Origin of the sequence: Candidatus Kapaibacterium thiocyanatum (genome assembly GCA_001899175.1) — a bacterium.
GTDB classification, from domain to species: Bacteria; Bacteroidota; Ignavibacteria; order Kapaibacteriales; family Kapaibacteriaceae; genus Kapaibacterium; species Kapaibacterium thiocyanatum.
On sequence record MKVH01000024.1, the window covers coordinates 216326 to 235704 of the forward strand.

A 19379-nucleotide genomic window follows, 5' to 3' on the forward strand; every position below is an offset into this window, starting at 1 on the left:
GCCCACTTCCTTCTGCCTTCTGCATAATATCCGGGGTGCCATCAAGGCGCTATTATCCCATCATTGCGTATGCCTCTTCAGTATCCAGTGGCATCATAGAGTTGTAGACATCCGTAACCGCCCGCACGCGGGTTTCGAGGTCGATTTCTTCCGGCATGGAGAACTGGAACGCATACTGTGGCTCGCTCGTGCTACCGGTATTCAGGCGGTGGTCGTGTGCAAGAAGCTGGTCGTTGATGATGGCCTCGGTACGAACGATGTCGTCGTAGTGGATGTCGGCCCTAATCAAGTTCAGGACCTGAAGGCCGGCTCTTGATCCGCTGCCCCTGGCAATCTCCGATGTATTCGCCTGCCCCGACAGGCCGATGGCGATGTCCGCGCGCCATTTCGATAATCTCCCGAAACCACGTGCCCGATCCCGCCTTTGCCAGTTCGTTCAACGTGAACTGGATAGCATCCGATGTCAGGATGTAGTTGTTTTCGATCGCCGTCTTCATCGCGCCTTCTGCTGCACTACGTTCGTCTGGGCCCGCACCATCCTCGTAGATGCCTTGCAGAATCCCTTTGAACTTCGCGTTATAGTTGCCCCATTCAGCAAGCATGTTGGCGATCAATACTTCGCGTCCAAGCGCCGAGCGCAGGAGGCCGCCGTCATGTCGTCGTCGCTGATGTCGATGATGAACTGTTCCTTCGGCTCTTGCGGCGATAGCGGCATGAGGCGATCCATGCGCGACGGATTGTCGCCGACGATGTTGATGGCGTAGTCGGAGACCTTTTCCAGCTCGACGGGTTCATGCCGGCGCAGCGCCACCGGCGTAATGCCATCGACGCCTACGCCCCATCCGAGTTCAAGCGCGAACGCGTCGTACAAGACAGCCTGTACTTGATGGCGGATAATCTCCGGAATGACGGTGCGTAGTCGTCTGCTGGCTCTCTCTGCGCGCTCGGCATCGGCGGAATCATGTGGCGTCAGTGTCCATCCGAACGCAGACACTGCCGTTTGACGTGTGAGGATGTGGCCCCGCAGCCGCGAATCGGCAGAGCGCATGGCCATGAGGACCGACATGAGGTCGCGCGGATCACGGGTTGACGGGTTGTCGCCATCGGCGCGCCATAATGCGTTTCAGCGTGCGCGTGTTCGGAATGGTACGAGTCCGTAGCGCGGGCACTCTGTACATTACAATGCTCCAGAATAGATGTCGCTGATGACCCTAGGATGGTAGGCGTCCGCGCTGACGCGGCGGACAAGCTTGTGCGTAGGGAGGAAGCTATCAAAGATCTGTACTCGTGCCCAATTCACAACATCACGTATGGATCATGGTCGACAATAAGGCTGCAAAGAATCCGTACTCGAAATCTGTCGTGGATAGGTACGCCGCTGCTGTTCGATCGCACAGTTAGCGCCGGTAGTGGGAGGTGTGCTTCTTCTTAGTTTACCGCTCCACCCCATCTCTGCGAGCAACCCCATGCCCTTCTCCTCCGTCAATCCCGCGACCGATGAAGTGATCGCCACCTATGCCGAACATGGTCCGGCAGATGTCGAGAACGTGCTCGCCCGTGCCGATGCCGCACAGAAAGAGTGGGGACGCCGCTCGCGTGCGGAACGCGCTGAAATCATACGACGTCTGGGCGAGGTGCTGCGAGAAGGAGCGACACGCGCAGGACGCATCATCACGGCCGAAATGGGGAAGCCGCTGGGACAGGCCGTGTCGGAAGTGGTGAAGTGCGCAACGGCTTGTAGCGTCATGGCGGACTATGCCGACGATGTTCTTCGCGACCGTGTCGTGGCCTCCGAGTTCCGGTCGAGTGTGGTGCGCAGCGAGCCGATGGGATTGATCCTTTCCATCATGCCCTGGAACTTCCCGTTCTGGCAGTTCTTCCGGTTCGCCGCCCCTGCGCTGATCGCGGGCAATGGCGTCCTGCTCAAGCATGCGCCGACGACGTTCGGAAGCGCATTGGAGGCGGTACGCTTGTGTCGCGAAGCAGGACTGTCCGATGGCCTGGTCGACGTGCTGTTCATCGATGTACCCGCAGTCGAAGATGTGATCGCGGACAAACGCATTCGCGCCGTGACGTTCACCGGTTCGACGCGCGGTGGTATGGCGGTGGGGGCGCTGGCCGGACGTTACGTCAAGAAGAGTGTTCTCGAACTCGGTGGGAGTGATGCCTACGTCGTACTCGAGGATGCCGACCTCGATCATGCCGTTCGTACGTGCGTGGAATCGCGTTGCATCAATAGCGGCCAATCATGCATCGCGGCCAAGAGATTCATCGTTCACGAGGGGATCGCATCGATCTTCACCGAACGGATGATCCAGCTCATGCGCGAACGTGTCGTCGGTGATCCACTGGATGCATCCACGCAGATAGGTCCGATGGCACGCCGCGATCTGCGCGACGCACTTCTAGACCAGATATCACGCGCAGTCGCCGCAGGTGCCGTGGCGAGCGACGATCCGTTGAGAGGGCTGCCCGAACGAGGCTTCTTCATACGTCCGCTCGTCCTGTCCGATGTCGCCGGGAACAATCCGGTCGCCCAGGAAGAGCTGTTCGGTCCGGTGGCGATGGTGATGACGTTCTCCACGGACGACGAAGCCCTGCGTATCGCCAATGGTACGTCGTTCGGTCTCGGCGCGGCAGTCTTCACGAAGGACAGCCGGCGTGCCGATCTCTTCACGCGAGAGCTTCATGCAGGAAATGTCTTCGTCAATGACTTCGTCCGGAGCGATGCCCGATTCCCGTTCGGAGGCGTGAAGGATTCCGGCTATGGCCGCGAGCTGGGCATCGAGGGGCTTCACGAATTCGTCGCCGTCAAGACCGTCGTCGAAGTGTAGGTCGTCACCCGAGCTCGAAGGACGTGATGCCGTACGTATGTCCCATATCGGGATATCGCACGACGCTGCCCTTGTACATCCGTGCAGTCTCGAACGCAGGTTCCATGCCGTAACGGCGGGCCAGGGCCACGGCGTCAGCATTCGTCGCGGGAACGTCGAGGAAGACGTCCTTGCCCACGATGCCCGAACAGAGAGAGCGGAAGAGCGAATCGGCATCCGACGGTGTGTCGGCGAACAACGGGCCGATACGGTGGCCATGCCGTGACGGACGTATGGCGCCATAGCCACATACCTTGCCGTCGCGGACGATGGCACGTTCGTTCGCTCCATCCATGTCGAGCCACGCACGCAGGAACGATGCACGGGGATAGCCGGTGATGGCCTCGTCGTAGTCCCATATCTGGTCGAAGGGAACCATATGCAGGTCGACCGTGATGCCGTTGCCGTCGACCTGCGGTGCGATGCCGCCGTAGCGATGGTTCGCGTGGGCGTATGCGTAGCCGCTTCGGCGATAGTTGTCCTGCTGCGCAACGACGCCATCGAGACCCGACGGGATGTCGCCGAGATGCTCGAGCGCCTTGTTCCAGATAGCCAGGCCGAAGCCCTTGCCGCGGTATTCCGGGCGTACGATATAGAAACCCACGAAGCCGAATGTCCGGTCGTACCGTACGGCCGAGATGGACGAGACGATGGTGCCGCCCATCTCTCCGACGAAGAAGCCGTCGGGATCCGCGGCATGGAATGCCGTCATGTCGGACAGGCCGGGATTCCAGCCCTCGTCCATGGCCCAGGAAGCCATCGTGGCGAGGTCGTCCCTGGTGGCCTTGCGAATCGAATATGCGTTCATAATGGATCCCGTACGGTGCGCTGACAAGTTATAGATTTGTGCTGATCAAGAACAACCGTCCGCTATCGGGGGCATCATGTCACTTCGCCGATCCTTCGCATCCCTCTTCCTTTCATCCCTGATCCTCTACGTCGTCGCCTGCACGTCGATGGGGAATGGAGGTGTCGCCGTGAACTTCGGCGACGTGGTGCAGCCACATCAGAACCTGATGTTCACCTTCGACAAGGACATGGTGCCGGATTCGCTGCTGCAACGCTGGGATACGACGCGATACGTGACGTTCTCGCCGGACGTCTATGGAAAGTTCAAATGGATCTCGTCGAGGCAGCTCGTCTTCTCCCCAGGTACGGGCTTCCTTCCCGCGACGGCCTATCATGCGGAGATCACCGAGCGCGTTCTCGATCATTCCGCCGCAGGAACGCCGATTCCCGACAGACGGACCTTCGACTTCCATACGCCGTATCTCGGTGTCGAGCGTACTGCCGCCCTGTGGACGAAGAATCCTGCCGATGGCAGCGTCGACGTGCAGATCACGTTGCGATTCAACTACGACGTCAATCCCAACGACGTCGTACCGAAGCTGCATCTGATGCGCGGCAGCGCTTCGGTCCCGTTCTCCCTCGTGAACACGACGACGGGACGTGACGTCGTCGTGGCCATCTCGTCCAGTTCCGTCGATGAGGATGAGGAGACGGGCCTGCTCTCGAGAATCGAGAAGGGCCTGGGCTGTGCGGAAAGCGATGCCCTGAGCACGGAAGAGATCACGTCGTCCATCGTCGTGCCGTCACGGTACGTCCTGGACATCGTCGATGTCCGTACACGCTGGGAAGGTACGGAAGGTGTGGTCGACGTCACGACGACGCAGGCCGTCGATCCGGCGACGCTGTCTGGCGCAGTGACCATCGAACCCGCACTGGCGGTCACCGTGGAAGGGTCGGCGACGGGGTTCACCGTGCGTGGCACCTTCATCGCGGACGACTACTATCGTCTCCGGGTATCGACCGCCATCAAAGGCGTGGTGGGAGGCGTGCTCAAGGAAGCGTACGGCAGGGAACTCGAATTCCGTTCGATGGAGCCCGGTATCGCCTTCGCCTCGTCGAAGGCCATGTATCTGGGCAGCCGCGGAAGCCGTGCGCTCGGCATCAACATCGTCAACGTCCCTCGAGTCAAGCTCACCGTCTTCAAGATCTACGAGAACAACATTCTTCACTTCCTGCGCGAAGGGCGGCGGTACTCGTGGTACGACGAAGAGACGAACGTGAGATCCTACGACTTCCGCTGGATCGGTCTGAGCGACTACGGCGATACGGTGATGACACGCGAATATGCGACGGCCGATCTCGGTCTGACCGAGAATGGAACGGGCGTGCTGACGTTCGACGTCAGAGATCATATCGAGCGCAAGGGAATGTATCTCGTCAAGGTCGAGAGCACGGAATCACAGTGGGTGCAGGCTTCGAAGATCGTGGCGCTGAGCGACGTCGGCCTGATCGCGAAGGAAGGTACCGACGATCTGACGATTTTCGCCAACTCCATCAACGATGCCGAACCGATCGGCGGCGTGGAGCTCACGCTCATCAGTACCAACAATCAGGTGATCGATCATGTGCAGACCGCCAGCGACGGCGTGGCACGCATGGAGGACCTGAAGAAGCGACTCGGCAATTTCCGCATCGGCCTCATCACGGCACGTCATGGCGATGACTTCACCTTCCTCGCAATGGCCGATACCCGTGTCGACAAGTCACGCTTCGACGTCGGGGGGCTGCACGAGAACGCCGCAGGGTATCAGGCCTTCATCTATGGCGAACGCGAGCTGTATCGCCCTGGCGAAACCATCCACCTCAACACGATCGTACGCGATCGCGCATGGAGGCCGGTGGCAAACGTGCCCGCACGACTGCGTATCCTGATGCCGAACGGACGCGAGTTCCGGTCCATACGTCTGACCCTGAACGACCAGGGGGCATCCTCGGCCGACATCCCCGTTCCCGCTTCGTCACTCACGGGAACGTACATCGCCGAAGTATATGCCGGCAATGACGTCTTGCTCGCCACCACCGATATCTCGGTAGAGGAATTCCTTCCCGATCGCATCAAGGTCGATCTCGCCTTCAGCAGCGATGTCGTACGTCCCGCCGTCCCTGTCGACCTTACGATCAATGCCCGATATTTCCATGGCGTGGATGCTGTCGGACGGAAGTACGAAGTCTCGGCCTACGTCAACAGGAAGACGTTCGCGCCACGGCAGTTCAAGGACTATACCTTCGACCTCACGGCGAAGAACGACGGGATCTATCACGAATATCAGCGTGCCGGCGTCATCGGCGATGGCAGCATGGCGCGAGAATCGTTCACGCTGGATTCCACCCTGCGTAACAACGGCCTCCTGCAGGCGAGATTCTTCGTGACGGTGTTCGATGAAACGGGTCGCCCCGTCCATCGTTCGGACGTCCGCGACGTCCATACGCAACCGGTTCTCTTCGGCATCAGGCGCTTCGACCAGTATACCAGTACGCAGAACGCCGTCAACATCGGCCTGATCGCATCGGACTACAATGCGAAGCTCTCTCGCGGCACTGCTCGCCTGCAGATCGTCCGCACCGAATACCATACGGTGATGGAAGGATACGGCGAAGGGTATCGTTACGTCTCGCAGAAGCGTGAGATCGTGATGGACGATCGGCAGATCGAGATCGACGGCGACAAGACGTCGTTCCCGTATCGTCCACCGATGAGCGGTGAATACGAAGTACGCATCAGTGCGCCGGGCGGCACGAGCTACGTGGGCTATTCGTTCTGGTCGTGGGGCTGGGGTGACACGCAGGCATCGTCGTTCGAAGTCAATACCGAAGGTCTCGTCGACATCGTTCTCGACAAGGAGTCGTACAAGCCGAACGAAACGGCAGCGGTACTGTTCAAGACGCCGTTCGCAGGCAAGCTGCTCGTGACCGTCGAACGCGACGGAGTGCTCGAACATCACCAGGTGCAGACGGACAAGCGCTCGGCGACGCTGAAACTCAAGATCAAGGATGAATGGACGCCGAACGTGTACGTGACGGCGACGCTCATCAAGCCGCATGCGAAGAGCGACATGCCACTGACGGTGGCACACGGATATCAGGCCTTGATGGTGGAACGTCCGGGAAGCCGTTTGCCCATCACCATCGGTGCAGCAGCCAGTACGCGGAGCAACCGGAAGCAGACGATCACCGTCAGCACGGAGCCGGGCGCACAGCTCACGATCGCGGTCGTCGATGAAGGCATCCTGCAGGTCCGGGATACGAAGACGCCGGATCCGCATGGCTACTTCTATCAGAAGCGTGCACTGGAATCGGAGAGCTACGACATGTATCCGTTCCTCTTCCCCGAGTTGCGTATCGCCCGTATGGCCTACGGGGCCGGTGCGGACATGATGCGGAGGTTGAATCCCTTCACTGCGCAACGCGTCACGCTGCTGTCGTACTGGAGTGGGATCCTTACCGCGAGGAGTGGAAAGGCATCCATCGACGTCGAACTGCCGAGCGCCTTCAGTGGTGCCGTTCGCGTCATGGCCGTTGCCTGGAAGGGCTCCTCGTTCGGATCGGGACAACAGACGATGACAGTTGCGGATCCCATCGTGATCAGCACGCCGTTACCGCGGGCGATGACGCCGGGCGACACCGTGAACGTCCCGGTCTTCGTCAGTAATACGACGTCGCGCAATGCATCCGCGGAAGTCAGCATGTCGGCCACGGGTCCTGTCCAGCTCGCATCGCCTGCTATGCAGCGCATCGCCATCGACGCGTCCCGTGAAGCACGTGTCCCGTTCGTCGTCGTCGCAGGGCCGGGGCTCGGTGTCTCGACGATCACGACGACGGTCAAGGGGATGGGGGAGACCTTCGTGCAGACCATCCGGATCAGCGTCCGCCCCAACGTTCCATTGATGGAGCAGAGCGGTGCGGGAAGCGTCAAGGCAGGAGAAGCGCAAACGGTATCGCTGCAGCACTCATTCATGCAGGGCACTGCGGAAGGGCGCCTGGTTGTGAGTTCGTTCCCTGCGGTGCGCATCGCCAAGAATCTCGGACAACTGCTCGGCTATCCGTACGGTTGTGCCGAGCAGACGATATCGAAGGCATTCCCGCAGATATACTTCGCCGATCTCGTCAAGGCGTGGAAGACGGACGTCGTGATGACGAGCGATCCGACGCGCAACGTGCAGGAGGCCATACGCAAGATCGAAGGCATGCAGGGATACAATGGCGGGATCACGACCTGGCCGGGTGGCAGCGACATGTCGTGGTGGACGTCGGCCTATTCCGCGCACTTCCTCTACGAATCGCAGAAGGCCGGGTACGAGGTCAACCAGCGCGTGCTGGACAGACTGCTCCAGTTCATCGCGCACAAGGCCAAGACGTATGGCGGGAACAAGCCTCCGCGTGACGTCTTCTATTCGCTCTTCGTGCTGGCCGCTGCCGGACGTCAGGATGTTTCGACGATGAACGTGTGGAAGAGTCATGCATCGTCGTTGTCGCAGGATAGTCGATACGTTCTTGCCTGTACCTATCTCCTGCTCGGTGACAGGCGAAGTTATGATGCCGTCGTGCCGAAGGTCTTCGTCCCTGAAACGTATCAGGCCGAATTCGGTGGTTCGTTCGCATCGCCGCGCCGCGATATGGCGCTGTCGCTGTATGCGCTGGTGACGGCCGCGCCGGACGACGCGCAGACGGGAGCGCTCGCACGGCGCCTTTCGGAAAGCATGCAGGCGGACGACGTGTATTCCACGCAGGAAAATGCCTTCGCGGTACTCGCGCTCGGCAAGCTTGCACGCCGTGCCGTGAAGAGCGGCGTCAAGGCCGTCATCACACGCAACGGCAAGCAGGTCGCCGTGATGGACGGTGCCACGGCAACGATCGACCATGCCGACGGCAGCTCCTATCGCATCGCGGCGTCGGGTGGTACCGTCTATTACTACTGGGCGGTCGAAGGTCTGCGTGCAGATGGGCAGTTCAAGGAAGAGGACAGAACGCTGCGTGTCCGCAGAACCTTCCTCGACAGGAACGGGAATCAGCTCCCGAATCTCGTCCTTCAGCAGAATGATCTCGTCGTCGTGAAGATCACCGTCGGTACCACGGATCGAAGCTCGGTCGATAACGTCGTGATCACCGATGTGCTGCCTGCCGGGCTCGAACTCGAGAACCCGCGCCTCGGTGGACTCAGCACGATGGCCTGGGCGAAGGACGCGGCGGTGGCGCAGTACTACGACTACCGCGACGACCGTATGAACCTGTTCGTCCGCGCCGAAGCTACCGAGCGCAGCTACTATTACATCGTCCGTGCAGTTTCTCTCGGACGTTTCAGGATGGGGCCTGTGGGAGCCGATGCCATGTACAATGACGACGTTCATTCGTATCATGGCCGGGGACTCCTCGTCGTCAGATAACAGGGAAGTGCTTATGGCCCGAATACCTCGGCCGTTGCTGCGTGTGATCGCCTACGTGCGACAGATATTCCGCATCGATGATATCATCGACCAGGAAGCCGTCGTCGAGCTCGTACGCAAGGACATAGACTTCAGAGGGCCGAAGGCCTGGATTCTCGTGGCGGCGATCGCCATCGCGTCGCTCGGACTGAACACGAATTCCACGGCCGTCATCATCGGTGCGATGCTGATCTCCCCACTCATGGGGCCGATCATCGGCGCCGGCGTGGCTATCGGCATATGGGACGTAATGCTCCTGCTCCGTTCCGGGCGGAATCTTGCCATCGCCGTCGTCATCAGTCTCGTCACTTCTGCGCTGTACTTCTTCCTGTCCCCGTTCGGTCAGGCCGAGTCAGAACTCGTGGCACGAACGACACCGACGTTGCTCGATGCACTCATCGCCATCTTCGGCGGTATCGCGGGGGCGGTCGCCGTCGTGCGCCAGGACAGGAGCAACGTCGTCCCAGGTGTCGCCATCGCGACTGCCTTGATGCCGCCGCTCTGTACAGCGGGGTACGGTATCGCCCACATGGACCCGGTGTTCTTCTTCGGTGGTTTCTATCTGTTCTTCATCAATGCCGTCTGCATCGGTGCGGCGACGTTCGTCGTGCTGCGGATACTGAAGTTCAGGCACATCGCCATCATCGACTCCGCCCGGGCGCGCCGGGTACGGAACATCGTCTTCGCCGTCGTCGTCGTTACGCTCCTTCCTTCGGTACTCATCATGGTGCGTCTGGTACAGGAAGGACTCTTCGAAAACCGCGTGCGCAGGTTCGTTGCCGATTTCAGGGCAAAGCATCCTACTGCGTCGGTGCTGGTGACGGACAAGGCCTTCACTCCCGATTCATCACGTATCGAGCTGACGGTCATCGGTGACCAGATATCCAGCAATGAGCTCAAGGAACTCGACGGTATGAGGGATGGCTACGGATTGGCCGCGGCGCGGATGGTCGTTCGCCAACCCGGTGATATCGGGCGTTTCGCTCTCGAACGCGATGCGAAGCGCAAGGATCTCGAACATGTGATCATGCATACGGACGACATGATCGCGTCCCGCGACCGCACGATCGACTCGTTGAAGAGCGAGCTCGGTGAGGTGAAGAACATGAACGATGAGGTCGAGCGTATTCGCGATGAGATGATGGTCGTCTTCGATGACGTCGTGAATGTCGGATACCATCATCCGGCATCGGGGCCTGCCATCGTCTATGTCCATGCGAGACGCACGATCCGCCCGGCGCGTCAGCGAACCATGGAACGATGGCTCCGGTTGCGGATGGACGATTCCACGGTCGTCATGAATGTCGTCCGTTAGGACGTCATCGCAACGAGGCGCTTCCACAGGAGATGGAAGGGAATGACTTCGTATGGCGAGAGTTTCGAGAGGGATTGATCCTGGATCGCCGCGAGGTGCTCTTTCCCGGCGGCCCGTGCCATCGTCGCCTTCGCATCGAAGTCCAGCCTCGACCATAACGACAGCAACCGGCGGAACGCTTTCAGCCGTGTATCGCGTCCGTAGACGGACGAGCGCATCAGTGCCCGGCTGAAGGTGCCGATGGCATCCTGAAGGCCGACCATGTCCGAGGTCCTCGTTCTGTACAGGATGCGATAGATCATTCTCAGTACGGTCGGCTCGTTGGTAGCCTCTACCGTCTCGATCTGTCGCGCGGCCATGCTCCTGGACGACCTGGTCATATCGACCGTCGTCTCGAGCAGCTCGCAGATACTCTTGCGGAACAGGATGTCGTTCTAGAGCGGTGTGGGCTGATGCTTGAATTCCGAACGCGAGGTTGCCGTGAGGCAGGCTTCGAGGGCGGGGCGTATCCTTCCGCTCTGGAGGAGCAGTGCGGTCAATCCTTCCGTCGCCTGGAACCATGACGTGCTTCCCTTCACCGTCAGGTGCTGGATCTGCGAGGCCTCTTCCAGCGCGTTGCGTGCCTGCCCATCCATGAGGAACATGAAGAGCCGCTGTTGATGATATTCGCGACGCATCGCCGTGTCGAAGGACCCCAGGGCTTCGCAGGCCTGTTGCAGCATGGCCGCTCCTTCCAGGCCGAGCTTGATATCCGATTGCACCTGCGCAACCGTAGCCGCAAGCCGGCTCGCGGCTATCTGTACATAGGGGGAGATATCCGTCGTCCTGTTCGTACCGAGAAGTTTACGTGCCTTCGCCACGACGGGTGTGAGGGCTGTCCTGTCACGGCGTGACTTCCGTGTGGCTGCGATGATCCTGTTGCGGATATCGTTGATCTCGCTGATGATGGAAGCGCTCTCGATGAAGGTGTCCTTCATGGCCGTCAGTTGTTCGACCTGCTGACGCGAGCCATTGCTGGCTGCGTCGAAGGCCAGCACGTCCAGTGAGGCGATGGCGAACCATAGCATTTCCGGCGTCGTGCACTTGTGGACGCTGTTGAGCAGATGACGTCGTGCGCCGCTGCTGGCACGGAGCCGGATCAGCATCTGACCGAGTACGGCGCTGCGTACCACGGTGAGGTGCTTGTAGGTACGTGAGGGGAGCGAGTCCGGAAGCGCGGCTCCGAGCAATTCGAGCTCGAGTTTCAATTGTGTACGTGTGACGAGCTTTCGATACCTGCTGTCGATCCTTCCGCTGCTTCCATAGATGTACCGGGCGAGCAGAATGTCCGATCTGATGTGTCCCAAATTCAAGCCGGCAAGGATCTTCTCTTCATTGGTCTTGCGTTTCGACGTCCTGCTCCCCATGCTTTCCAGCGGCCATTTATCGAGCTGTTGCAGCGCTTCGACTATCTGATGTAGCGTATGATACATAGGTAAACTCGGATATGAAGACATCGGAATACGATGTCCCAAAATATATGGAAATGGCAGCTCTGGCGCATGTCCGGAACGTGAAGTTGCCCTCGGTTACGATCTGCTTCACGGTCACTGAGGATTGTCATGGATTTGCTCATCGCCATACTCCTTTGGATCGGTTGTATCAGTGCCCCGGGCACCTATACGACCACTCAAATCAGCGATTACAAAACGGCAAATCTATCGACGATCAATGCGGTGTATCAGGACCCAGTGACGCAGGATTGGATCTGGACGACGTACCAGGGTCAGGTGTCGCAAGTTAGGATCATCGATCCTTTCCGTGATTGACCATTGGCTCAGGCACCGATCGCCCACTTGAAATGCAGACAACCCGATGATGAACACAAGCCCTTTCGATTGTGAGACCAGCACCACAGTACAACCACACAGGATTGGTTTCGTAGTGCCCAATCCCATGCCCATGCCCATGCACTGTCTTTCTCCCTTTCTCTTCAGCTAGTAGGCGCAGTTACGGCGCCTACTGGCTGTGGGAAGGTGCCCGGCCGGCAGTATCCGTTTGTAACGGAATCCGTTGACTATTCGAGAGTAGTGGCGCTTGCCTCGTTCTGACGGGCGATGCGCTGGTCGCGGCGTTGCTTCGCCAGAGCACGCAGGTCCACGACGTGGTCCGCTTCATCGACGATTTCCACGCCGAGCATGGTCTCCATGACGTCTTCCAGCGTCAGCAGGCCTTCTACACCTCCATATTCGTCGACCACCATCAGCAGATGCTGTTTCTTCTGCAGGAAAAGCTCGAGTGCCTGATCGAGCGAGATGTTTTCGGGAATGAAGTCCACGTCGCGTTTGAGCTTCGAGATCGGAGCGGCATGGCGCCCTGCCAGTGCGGCCCTGAGAACGTCCTTCGTCATGACGTAGCCGCTGACGCTGTCGAGCGACTCGTCGTCGAAGACCGGGAAGCGTGAATACATCTGGAGTTCGGGTTGCTTGATGACGTCGCTGATCGTCATGTCCTCATTCGCACCATATACGACCATACGGGGCGTCATCACGTCGCTGACCTCGATGCTGCTGAGCTTCATGATGTTGGTCATGATGCGGTATTCACCCGGGTCGAGGGCGCCTTCCTCACGCGCGGTCTCCACGAGTGCTTCGAGTTCCTCGCGTGAGTCGTCTTCGCTGTCGCCCGGGCGTGCGATCTTCATGAGCAGGCGATGGAGCCAGATGAAGGGGCGTGCGGTGAAGATCGCAGCACCGAGGAGCAGACTCGTACCGCGCAGCATGCGATCCCAGAAACGGGCGCCGATCACGGCGGCCACAGTCTTGATGAGGACGACAGCCGAGATCAGGACGAGCATGTCGATGAGGAAGAGGGAGCTGTTCGCGAAGGGCAGCGTCAGGGAGGCCACGCTGGCCGTCGTCAGCACCAGGAAGGCTACGTCGATGATACTGATCGACAGTCTTGCTTCCTCGTGTTCGTCCATCGCCGCACGAACGCGTGAAGCCGCATCCGATCCTTCTTCGGCCATCGTGGCGATGACGGAGGCGGGCATACTGAAGAGGGCAGAGGCCAGGTATTCGCACAGGCCACTGCCGAGGGCACCTACGGCAAGTATGAGATAGTCCATCAGCTACCGCGGAACTCCTTGTCCACGATGGTGATACGGCTGGGATACGTCATCGGGCCGAACGGCGTGGTGATGCTCGGTTGTGCGTCCAGCTTGAGTCGGGCGGCGGAACCGTTCGCTCCACCGAGGGCGAGGGCCAGGTTGACGAGGCCGTCATAGCCTTTTTCGGCGAAGAACGAATACAGGTCCAGGCTCACGCCGAGGGGGATCACGGCCGTCTGGCCGTTACCGGGAATTTCGAGGGGTGACTGCAGATTGCCTGCGACCGTCTGCTTGTCGTCGATGAACAGACGCCAGTCGAGGTCCTTCAGCGTGACGGCCGTCTGCCTCGTGCCCGCTGTTCCCGTGTTGGGGTTCTTCGCATCGACGTTCAGCGTGAAGCTGGTGGGCAGTGTCTTCCGCGCGAAGGCTTGCGTCAGGGCGAGGCCGTCGGCGATGGAAAGGCTGCCCGGCGACGAGATGCGCGTGATGTCGACACCTGCGAGCTTCATCTGCGTGACGCTATTGAGCTTGAACTGCAGTTTCTGAAGCGACGAAAGGCTGTTCGTGATCTGCTGGATCTGGGTGCAGCCCACGAGGAGGACCAGGAAGAGGAACTTTTTCATTGTCTGATGATGGTTGTTTCGGGACACGTCGACGTCGTCCGCTGCCAACATAGCAAAGAATCGCGGAGCAAGGGTCAGGACGTATCAATGGTATCGTTGCGTTTAACGGGGCGATCATTCGCCGCTGAAGCCTTCTTCCTTCAGGAGCGATTCGATGGATTCGCGGTTCTGGTTGAGCAGGCTGTTGATGATGGTACGCAGACGCGCTATGCGTCGGCGTTCCTGGCCCAGCGTGGTGAGCATCCGCGCCTTGGTGATGAGCAGCTTTTCTTCGATGGGCTTGGTGAGGAAGTCGTCCGCTCCGGCTTCGACCGCCTTGACCTGCGTGGCCATGTCGTTGAGTGCCGTGACGATGGCGACGGGAATTCGTGCGGTGGCAGGGTCGGTCTTGAGCGTGCGTACCGTCTCGAAGCCATCGAGGCGGGGCATCATGACGTCGAGGATGATGGCATCGGGTTGACGTACGGCGACCTTGTCGAGGCACTCCATACCGTCGTTCGCTTCGTCTGCATCGAAGCCGTGCGTCTCGAGATATCGACGCATCAGCTTTGTCGTGATCTTGTTGTCGTCGACGACAAGGATGTAGGGACGCTCCATGCTCTATCCGTTGATGATCGTATGGACCGTACGGTCCTGTGAACAGATCTGTCCTGCAATGTTACGAAGGCTTTCGGTACCGAATCTGGCTAACCACACTCCCAGCGCATATGCGCGTTCCTGAGGTGCCCCGAACGGATAGATGGTGTTGGCGCACCAGCGGTATCGATCCAGGATCTCGCCGTTGACACGTTTGACGGCCGAGCGCATCTTGCCGTCGAGTTGATCGAGAGCCTTCACGATGTTGGCTTCGGCGGCATTGACGCTTCCGAGGAGCGTCGGATCGAGACTGCCGAGGGCCTTGCGATAGGGAGCGAGCAGTGCCGCGATATGTGGGGCCGCTTCGTCGGACGGTGGGGTCCGGTTCGTGTCGAGAATGGCGACGACATCCCGTTCGACGTCTGGCCATGGTCTCATGAACCATGAGGCTTCATGTGCGGTACGTTCGAGCAGGCGCTGCGTCCTCGCATCGATCAACGTCGCCGTATGACGCAGCACCGGCATGGGCATGCGGATGCCGAACCATTCGTAGACGCTGCCGAGTTGTGCGTGGTAGGCGAGCTCGGCCGGACCGAGCACGGTGGCTACGCTCGGCAGGACGGCATCCTGGATGACGGGACGGATCACGACCGATGGCGAGAACCTGTGCGCTTCCTTCGCCGCGAGGTCCATCATGGCCGGCGCTTCTTCCGTCGTCGGCCTGCGGCGTCCTTCGTCGTCATGGATGAAGACGTTGACGTCGTGCCCCTGAATCTGTGCATGGTAACCGTCACTCTTCAGTGCGGCGGATGCTTCGTCGATGCGTTCTCGCACGGCACCGGGCGATGCGAGCTCCTTGAGAAGGATAGGCAGATGAAGACCGTGACGTATCACGTCCGAGCCCCGCACGACAAGCACTCCCCATGCACCGAGCATCGGTTGCAGCAACTGGACGAAAGCATCGTTCCATGCCGTGCCCGGACGGTAGATCGAAGTCAGGACTGCCCTGACGTTGTCCGCATCCTGGCCGTTCAGTATGGCGAGCGCCGGAGCGAGACGCTCCGCGATATCGTCGCCGAACGTGCGCTGCGCGACGGGGATGCGGGGTGAGTCGCCATCCCAGAACGGCATTCCGACGGGGAAGCCATCGGCCTGCTGAAGGACTGCGGTCGCAGCTTCGTGCGCATCGTGGTCGTTGTCCTCGAGCCAGAAGACCGGTACGACCGGCATATCGAGCGTCGTGGTGAGTTCACGGGCCAGGGCCACGCTCGATGCGATCTTCAGCAGCGTATAGAACGGTCCCCCGAACATGCCGATCTGCTGTCCAGTGACGGTGACCACGGCCCGTTCTTCGACGAGGGCATGGAGCGATGCACGTTGTGCTTCGGACATCTCCACCGTACGGAGACCGTCTTCGACGAGGGAGCGAAGACGTGAACGTGCAGCGCCGTCGTTACGACGTGTTTCGCAGAATGCGCGGTCGATGGTCGTCGTCGGGAAATGGCGTATGAGCGATGGATTCCGTTCCAGCCATGCATGGAGCAGAGCCGATCCGGGAAGGTTCCTGAGAGGAATGGTGGTCATCGTTCTGTGTGTTCGGCGCCGCCTTCGTCCTCCATGTCGTCGCAGTGATACATGCGACGCGGTCCCGAGCCGCGACCGGCGACGGCACCACCCGAGGCGATGGACTTGAGCGCTTCCTGTTCCAAAAATCGACGCAGTTCGGCGTCGCGTTCGCGCATGCGCGCATCCTGGGTGCGGGAGAACATCTCGCGTCCGTCAACGTAGGTCCGTTCGACGCGTGACATGTTCGAAAGGGGATTGCCGGTCCATACGACGATATCGGCATCCTTGCCCGTTTCGATACTTCCCATGCGCCTGTCGGCCATCATCTGCTTCGCAGCGTTGATGGTGGGGAAACGCATGGCTTCTTCCGGGCTGACGTTACCGTATTTGACGCTCTTCCCAGCTTCCTGATTGAGGCGGCGGGCCATCTCCGCGTCATCGCTGTTGATGCTGACCAGGACTCCCTGTTCGTGCATGATGGCGGGGCTTTCCGGAATGGCGTCGAAGACTTCGAACTTGTAGGCCCACCAGTCCGCGAACGACGACGCGGATGCACCATGCTTCGCCATCTCGCGTGCGACCTTGTATCCCTCAAGGATGTGCGTGAAGGTATGGACGCGGAAACCGAATTCTTCGGCAAGTCTCATGAGCATCAGGATTTCGCTCTGCACGTAGGAGTGGCAGTGGATCTTGCGGCTGCCGTTGAGGATCTCGACCAGTGCATCGAGCTGGATATCACGGCGTACGGGAAGCTTGCCCGGGTCTGTGTCCTTCAGATCGTGCTCGTACTCGCGCGCTGCACGGAAGGCATCGCGCATGAGTTGTTCGACGCCCATACGTGATTGCGGATAGCGTACCGTGAAACGATCACCCCAGTTGCTCTGCTTGACGTTCTCGCCGAGAGCGAACTTCACCGTGCCGGGGACGTCGTTTACTTTCAGTCCTTCGGCATCCGCACCCCAGCGCAGCTTGATGAACTGCAATTGCCCACCCATCGGATTGGCCGAACCGTGGAGCAGGTGGGACGCCGTGACGCCTCCGCCGAGCTGACGATAGATGTTGATGTCGTCGGGATCCAGAACGTCGCCGATACGCACTTCCGTCGTGACGGCATGCGTTCCTTCGTTCACGCCGCGCGAGATGGCGATGTGGGAATGTTCGTCGATGATGCCGGGCGTGATATGCATGCCCGTGCAGTCGATCGTCGTGGCACCGGCGCCCGCGCCACTGCCGATGGCCGTGATCTTTCCGCCGCTGATGACGACGTCGGTGTTCTGACGAACGCCGTCGGGACCGCAGGTCCATACCGCCGCGTTCTTGAGTACGATGGTGTTCTGCGCCGGCAGGCTGTCCATGCCGAAGGGGCCGAGCGGCAGCCAGGTCGGCAGAGGACGGCGTGAAGCGACGGGAGGACGTACGTCGGGCGTCTTCCGAATCAGTGAGTCGCGACGCAGGACGAACGGCACGTCGGCTCCATCCGGTGCCGTGAGAACGCCGCTCACGAGGATGCTGTCGGCGAGTGCCGCGCCGCGTGCGATGCCCTTGATACCGAGCGTGTCGAGCTGCAGGGTGAAGTGCATCCGCTGGCCGCTGACCGTGAAGGTCGACGGCACGGGGATGCTGTCCGCCTTGACGGCGACGGATGGAGCCGTCGCACTGCCGCTGATGCGTACCGTGAGATTCCGGCTCACGGCGCTGGACGTCATGGTCCAGACGCCGCGCATGTCGATGTCGGCCTGACGCTTGACTTCGGTGGTCCTGCCTGCAACCATGACGGCATTGATGGACGTCTTGCTGTCGAAGATGTCGCCACTGGCGAATACTACGTTCGCATAGTATCCCGGGGCGATGCGACCGCAGCGGTCCGCGATGCCTGCGAACTTCGCGGCCGTCGTCGTGAGTGCAGCCAGTGCGTGGGACGAATCCATGCCGCGGGCGACGCACAGACGTACGTTGTCGAGGAAGGACGACTTGTCCTTGAGGCCATGCGTCGTGAAGGCGATGGTACAGCCGACGCTGTCGAGCAGACGGGCATTGTCGGGAGCCCAGTACCAGTGGATGAGGTCGACGAGTGCGACTTCGCCTGCACCGGTGACGTCGCGGACGTCGGGTGTCGTGGGGAAGGCGAGAGGGAGAACGATGTTGGGCTTCAGCGAGGCCATCGAGGCGAGTCGACGGTACTCGAAGCCGCTACCCTTGATGATATGGGGAATCGTCGTGGTGCCACGGAACAGTTCGTTCCATCGCATGACGTCGTGTTCGTCCTGCGCTTCTGCCATGAAGGGAAGCTGGCTGTTCGCGATCAGTGCTTCGAGGGCGATGTTCGTTTCGGGAGGTGTGAGGGAGGCATTGCGCTTCGCCACGGTGTGGGCGTTGTGGTACCAGGTGGCGTCGCTGAAGGTCTGGCGGATCAGGGCGATGCAGCCCATCATCGACGATGGATAGGGTGTGCGCGACGTTCCCTTGCGGAAGGATATGCCTTGATAGACGTTGTCGGCGATCACCGTCATGGATGCCGTGCCGGGACGTACCAGGATGGCTGCGGAGGTTCCGCGGAAGATGCCGTCGAGCGACCCTGCGGCACCGGCCGTGATGCCGAGCTTCTGAAGTTGCGTCGCGGCATCGTCGGCGACGTTGATCATGGTCGAGGCGCGTACTTCGGGATGGACGGCCTGGTTCCAGTGGCGGATGCCGACTGCCGTCGGCGTCTCCGGTCCTTCGTCCTCCCACCATGGGCGATCCTTCGTCTCGGACTTTCCTTCGCCGACCGACGTTACGTCGAGATAGGGATCGACGAAGCCGGCATAGACCCACATGCCGCGACTGTCCCGTACTTCCGCTCCCTGCGGGATGGAGAGCTTCCTGCCCACGGCCTCGATCCGTTCGTCGCGGATGATGATCACGGCGCTGTCGATGCGCTTCCCTGGTTCGGGAATCACCGTGCAGTTCGTGATGGCGATCAACCGGATCGACTTCGTGCGCAACCCGTCGATGGCCCTGGTGGAGACCTGCGCCCGTGCCGACAGCGCAGCGGTTAGAAGAAACAGGAGAGGGAAGAAGCGCTTCATG

15 protein-coding genes are annotated in these 19379 nt (G+C 60.3%); 4 read left to right on the forward strand and 11 right to left on the reverse strand.

Annotated elements, in window-relative coordinates; genetic code table 11:
* Positions 1 to 52 precede the first annotated feature (52 nt).
* Genes BGO89_09620 through BGO89_09630 form a run of 3 tightly spaced genes read right to left on the reverse strand, consistent with a single transcriptional unit; the run spans position 53 to position 1066 of the window.
* Positions 53 to 289 (reverse strand): hypothetical protein, encoded by a 237-nt coding sequence (locus BGO89_09620; protein OJX56780.1) that lies wholly within the window; start codon positions 287 to 289, stop codon positions 53 to 55.
* Positions 282 to 602: a hypothetical protein gene (locus BGO89_09625; GenBank protein ID OJX56781.1), complete on the reverse strand. Its 321-nt coding sequence runs from the start codon at positions 600 to 602 to the stop codon at positions 282 to 284. The genes BGO89_09620 and BGO89_09625 overlap by 8 nt, the downstream gene beginning before the upstream one ends.
* Positions 603 to 610: 8 nt before the next feature.
* A complete protein-coding gene (locus BGO89_09630; protein ID OJX56782.1) occupies positions 611 to 1066 on the reverse strand; it encodes a hypothetical protein in 456 nt (151 codons plus the stop codon).
* 400 nt (positions 1067 to 1466) lie between these two features.
* Here BGO89_09630 and BGO89_09635 point away from each other — a divergent pair, with 400 nt between their 5' ends.
* A complete protein-coding gene (locus BGO89_09635) occupies positions 1467 to 2834 on the forward strand; it encodes a hypothetical protein (protein OJX56783.1) in 1368 nt (455 codons plus the stop codon).
* 4 nt (positions 2835 to 2838) lie between these two features.
* Here BGO89_09635 and BGO89_09640 read toward each other — a convergent pair whose 3' ends face one another.
* The gene (locus tag BGO89_09640) at positions 2839 to 3681 is read right to left on the reverse strand and encodes a hypothetical protein (GenBank protein ID OJX56784.1); all 843 of its coding nucleotides are present in this window, start codon (positions 3679 to 3681) and stop codon (positions 2839 to 2841) included.
* A gap of 76 nt (positions 3682 to 3757) precedes the next feature.
* On the opposite strand from BGO89_09640, the gene BGO89_09645 reads away from it, so the two are divergent.
* Together BGO89_09645 and BGO89_09650 are read left to right on the forward strand one after the other, a co-directional pair.
* Positions 3758 to 9103, forward strand: coding sequence for a hypothetical protein (locus tag BGO89_09645; protein ID OJX56785.1), 5346 nt, complete (start codon positions 3758 to 3760; stop codon positions 9101 to 9103).
* Positions 9104 to 9116: 13 nt separating this feature from the next.
* A complete protein-coding gene (locus BGO89_09650; GenBank protein ID OJX56786.1) occupies positions 9117 to 10457 on the forward strand; it encodes a hypothetical protein in 1341 nt (446 codons plus the stop codon).
* Here BGO89_09650 and BGO89_09655 read toward each other — a convergent pair.
* Positions 10454 to 10816, reverse strand: a complete 363-nt coding sequence (locus BGO89_09655) for a hypothetical protein (protein ID OJX56787.1) — start codon at positions 10814 to 10816, stop codon at positions 10454 to 10456. The two genes, BGO89_09650 and BGO89_09655, sit on opposite strands and share 4 nt — an antisense overlap.
* A 75-nt stretch (positions 10817 to 10891) precedes the next feature.
* The gene (locus BGO89_09660) at positions 10892 to 11929 is read right to left on the reverse strand and encodes a hypothetical protein (protein ID OJX56788.1); all 1038 of its coding nucleotides are present in this window, start codon (positions 11927 to 11929) and stop codon (positions 10892 to 10894) included.
* Positions 11930 to 12058: 129 nt separating this feature from the next.
* On the opposite strand from BGO89_09660, the gene BGO89_09665 reads away from it, so the two are divergent.
* Complete coding sequence (locus BGO89_09665) at positions 12059 to 12265, forward strand: hypothetical protein (GenBank protein OJX56789.1); 207 nt, start codon at positions 12059 to 12061, stop codon at positions 12263 to 12265.
* Positions 12266 to 12513: 248 nt separating this feature from the next.
* On the opposite strand, the gene BGO89_09670 is transcribed toward BGO89_09665, so the two are convergent.
* The 5 genes from BGO89_09670 to BGO89_09690 form a co-directional block, all read right to left on the reverse strand.
* Complete coding sequence (locus tag BGO89_09670) at positions 12514 to 13563, reverse strand: hypothetical protein (GenBank protein OJX56790.1); 1050 nt, start codon at positions 13561 to 13563, stop codon at positions 12514 to 12516.
* Positions 13563 to 14219, reverse strand: coding sequence for a hypothetical protein (locus BGO89_09675; GenBank protein ID OJX56791.1), 657 nt, complete (start codon positions 14217 to 14219; stop codon positions 13563 to 13565). The genes BGO89_09670 and BGO89_09675 overlap by 1 nt, the downstream gene beginning before the upstream one ends.
* Before the next feature lie 63 nt (positions 14220 to 14282).
* Complete coding sequence (locus tag BGO89_09680) at positions 14283 to 14765, reverse strand: hypothetical protein (protein OJX56792.1); 483 nt, start codon at positions 14763 to 14765, stop codon at positions 14283 to 14285.
* A 3-nt stretch (positions 14766 to 14768) separates the two neighbouring features.
* Positions 14769 to 16328, reverse strand: coding sequence for a bacillithiol biosynthesis cysteine-adding enzyme BshC (locus BGO89_09685; protein OJX56793.1), 1560 nt, complete (start codon positions 16326 to 16328; stop codon positions 14769 to 14771).
* A complete protein-coding gene (locus tag BGO89_09690) occupies positions 16325 to 19378 on the reverse strand; it encodes a hypothetical protein (GenBank protein OJX56794.1) in 3054 nt (1017 codons plus the stop codon). Before BGO89_09690 ends, BGO89_09685 begins: the two co-directional genes overlap by 4 nt.
* Between the last annotated feature and the right edge of the window lies 1 nt (position 19379).

Excerpts from the sequence above, each read along its gene's own strand:
- BGO89_09625 (OJX56781.1), bottom strand. The coding sequence starts at position 602 with ATGCTTGCTGAATGGGGCAACTATAACGCGAAGTTCAAAGGGATTCTG.
- BGO89_09630 (OJX56782.1), bottom strand. The coding sequence starts at position 1,066 with ATGTCGGTCCTCATGGCCATGCGCTCTGCCGATTCGCGGCTGCGGGGC.
- BGO89_09635 (OJX56783.1), top strand. The coding sequence starts at position 1,467 with ATGCCCTTCTCCTCCGTCAATCCCGCGACCGATGAAGTGATCGCCACC.
- BGO89_09640 (OJX56784.1), bottom strand. The coding sequence starts at position 3,681 with ATGAACGCATATTCGATTCGCAAGGCCACCAGGGACGACCTCGCCACG.
- BGO89_09645 (OJX56785.1), top strand. The coding sequence starts at position 3,758 with ATGTCACTTCGCCGATCCTTCGCATCCCTCTTCCTTTCATCCCTGATC.
- BGO89_09650 (OJX56786.1), top strand. The coding sequence starts at position 9,117 with ATGGCCCGAATACCTCGGCCGTTGCTGCGTGTGATCGCCTACGTGCGA.
- BGO89_09655 (OJX56787.1), bottom strand. The coding sequence starts at position 10,816 with ATGGCCGCGCGACAGATCGAGACGGTAGAGGCTACCAACGAGCCGACC.
- BGO89_09660 (OJX56788.1), bottom strand. The coding sequence starts at position 11,929 with ATGTATCATACGCTACATCAGATAGTCGAAGCGCTGCAACAGCTCGAT.
- BGO89_09665 (OJX56789.1), top strand. The coding sequence starts at position 12,059 with ATGGATTTGCTCATCGCCATACTCCTTTGGATCGGTTGTATCAGTGCC.
- BGO89_09670 (OJX56790.1), bottom strand. The coding sequence starts at position 13,563 with ATGGACTATCTCATACTTGCCGTAGGTGCCCTCGGCAGTGGCCTGTGC.
- BGO89_09675 (OJX56791.1), bottom strand. The coding sequence starts at position 14,219 with ATGTTGGCAGCGGACGACGTCGACGTGTCCCGAAACAACCATCATCAG.
- BGO89_09680 (OJX56792.1), bottom strand. The coding sequence starts at position 14,765 with ATGGAGCGTCCCTACATCCTTGTCGTCGACGACAACAAGATCACGACA.
- BGO89_09685 (OJX56793.1), bottom strand. The coding sequence starts at position 16,328 with ATGACCACCATTCCTCTCAGGAACCTTCCCGGATCGGCTCTGCTCCAT.
- BGO89_09690 (OJX56794.1), bottom strand. The coding sequence starts at position 19,378 with ATGAAGCGCTTCTTCCCTCTCCTGTTTCTTCTAACCGCTGCGCTGTCG.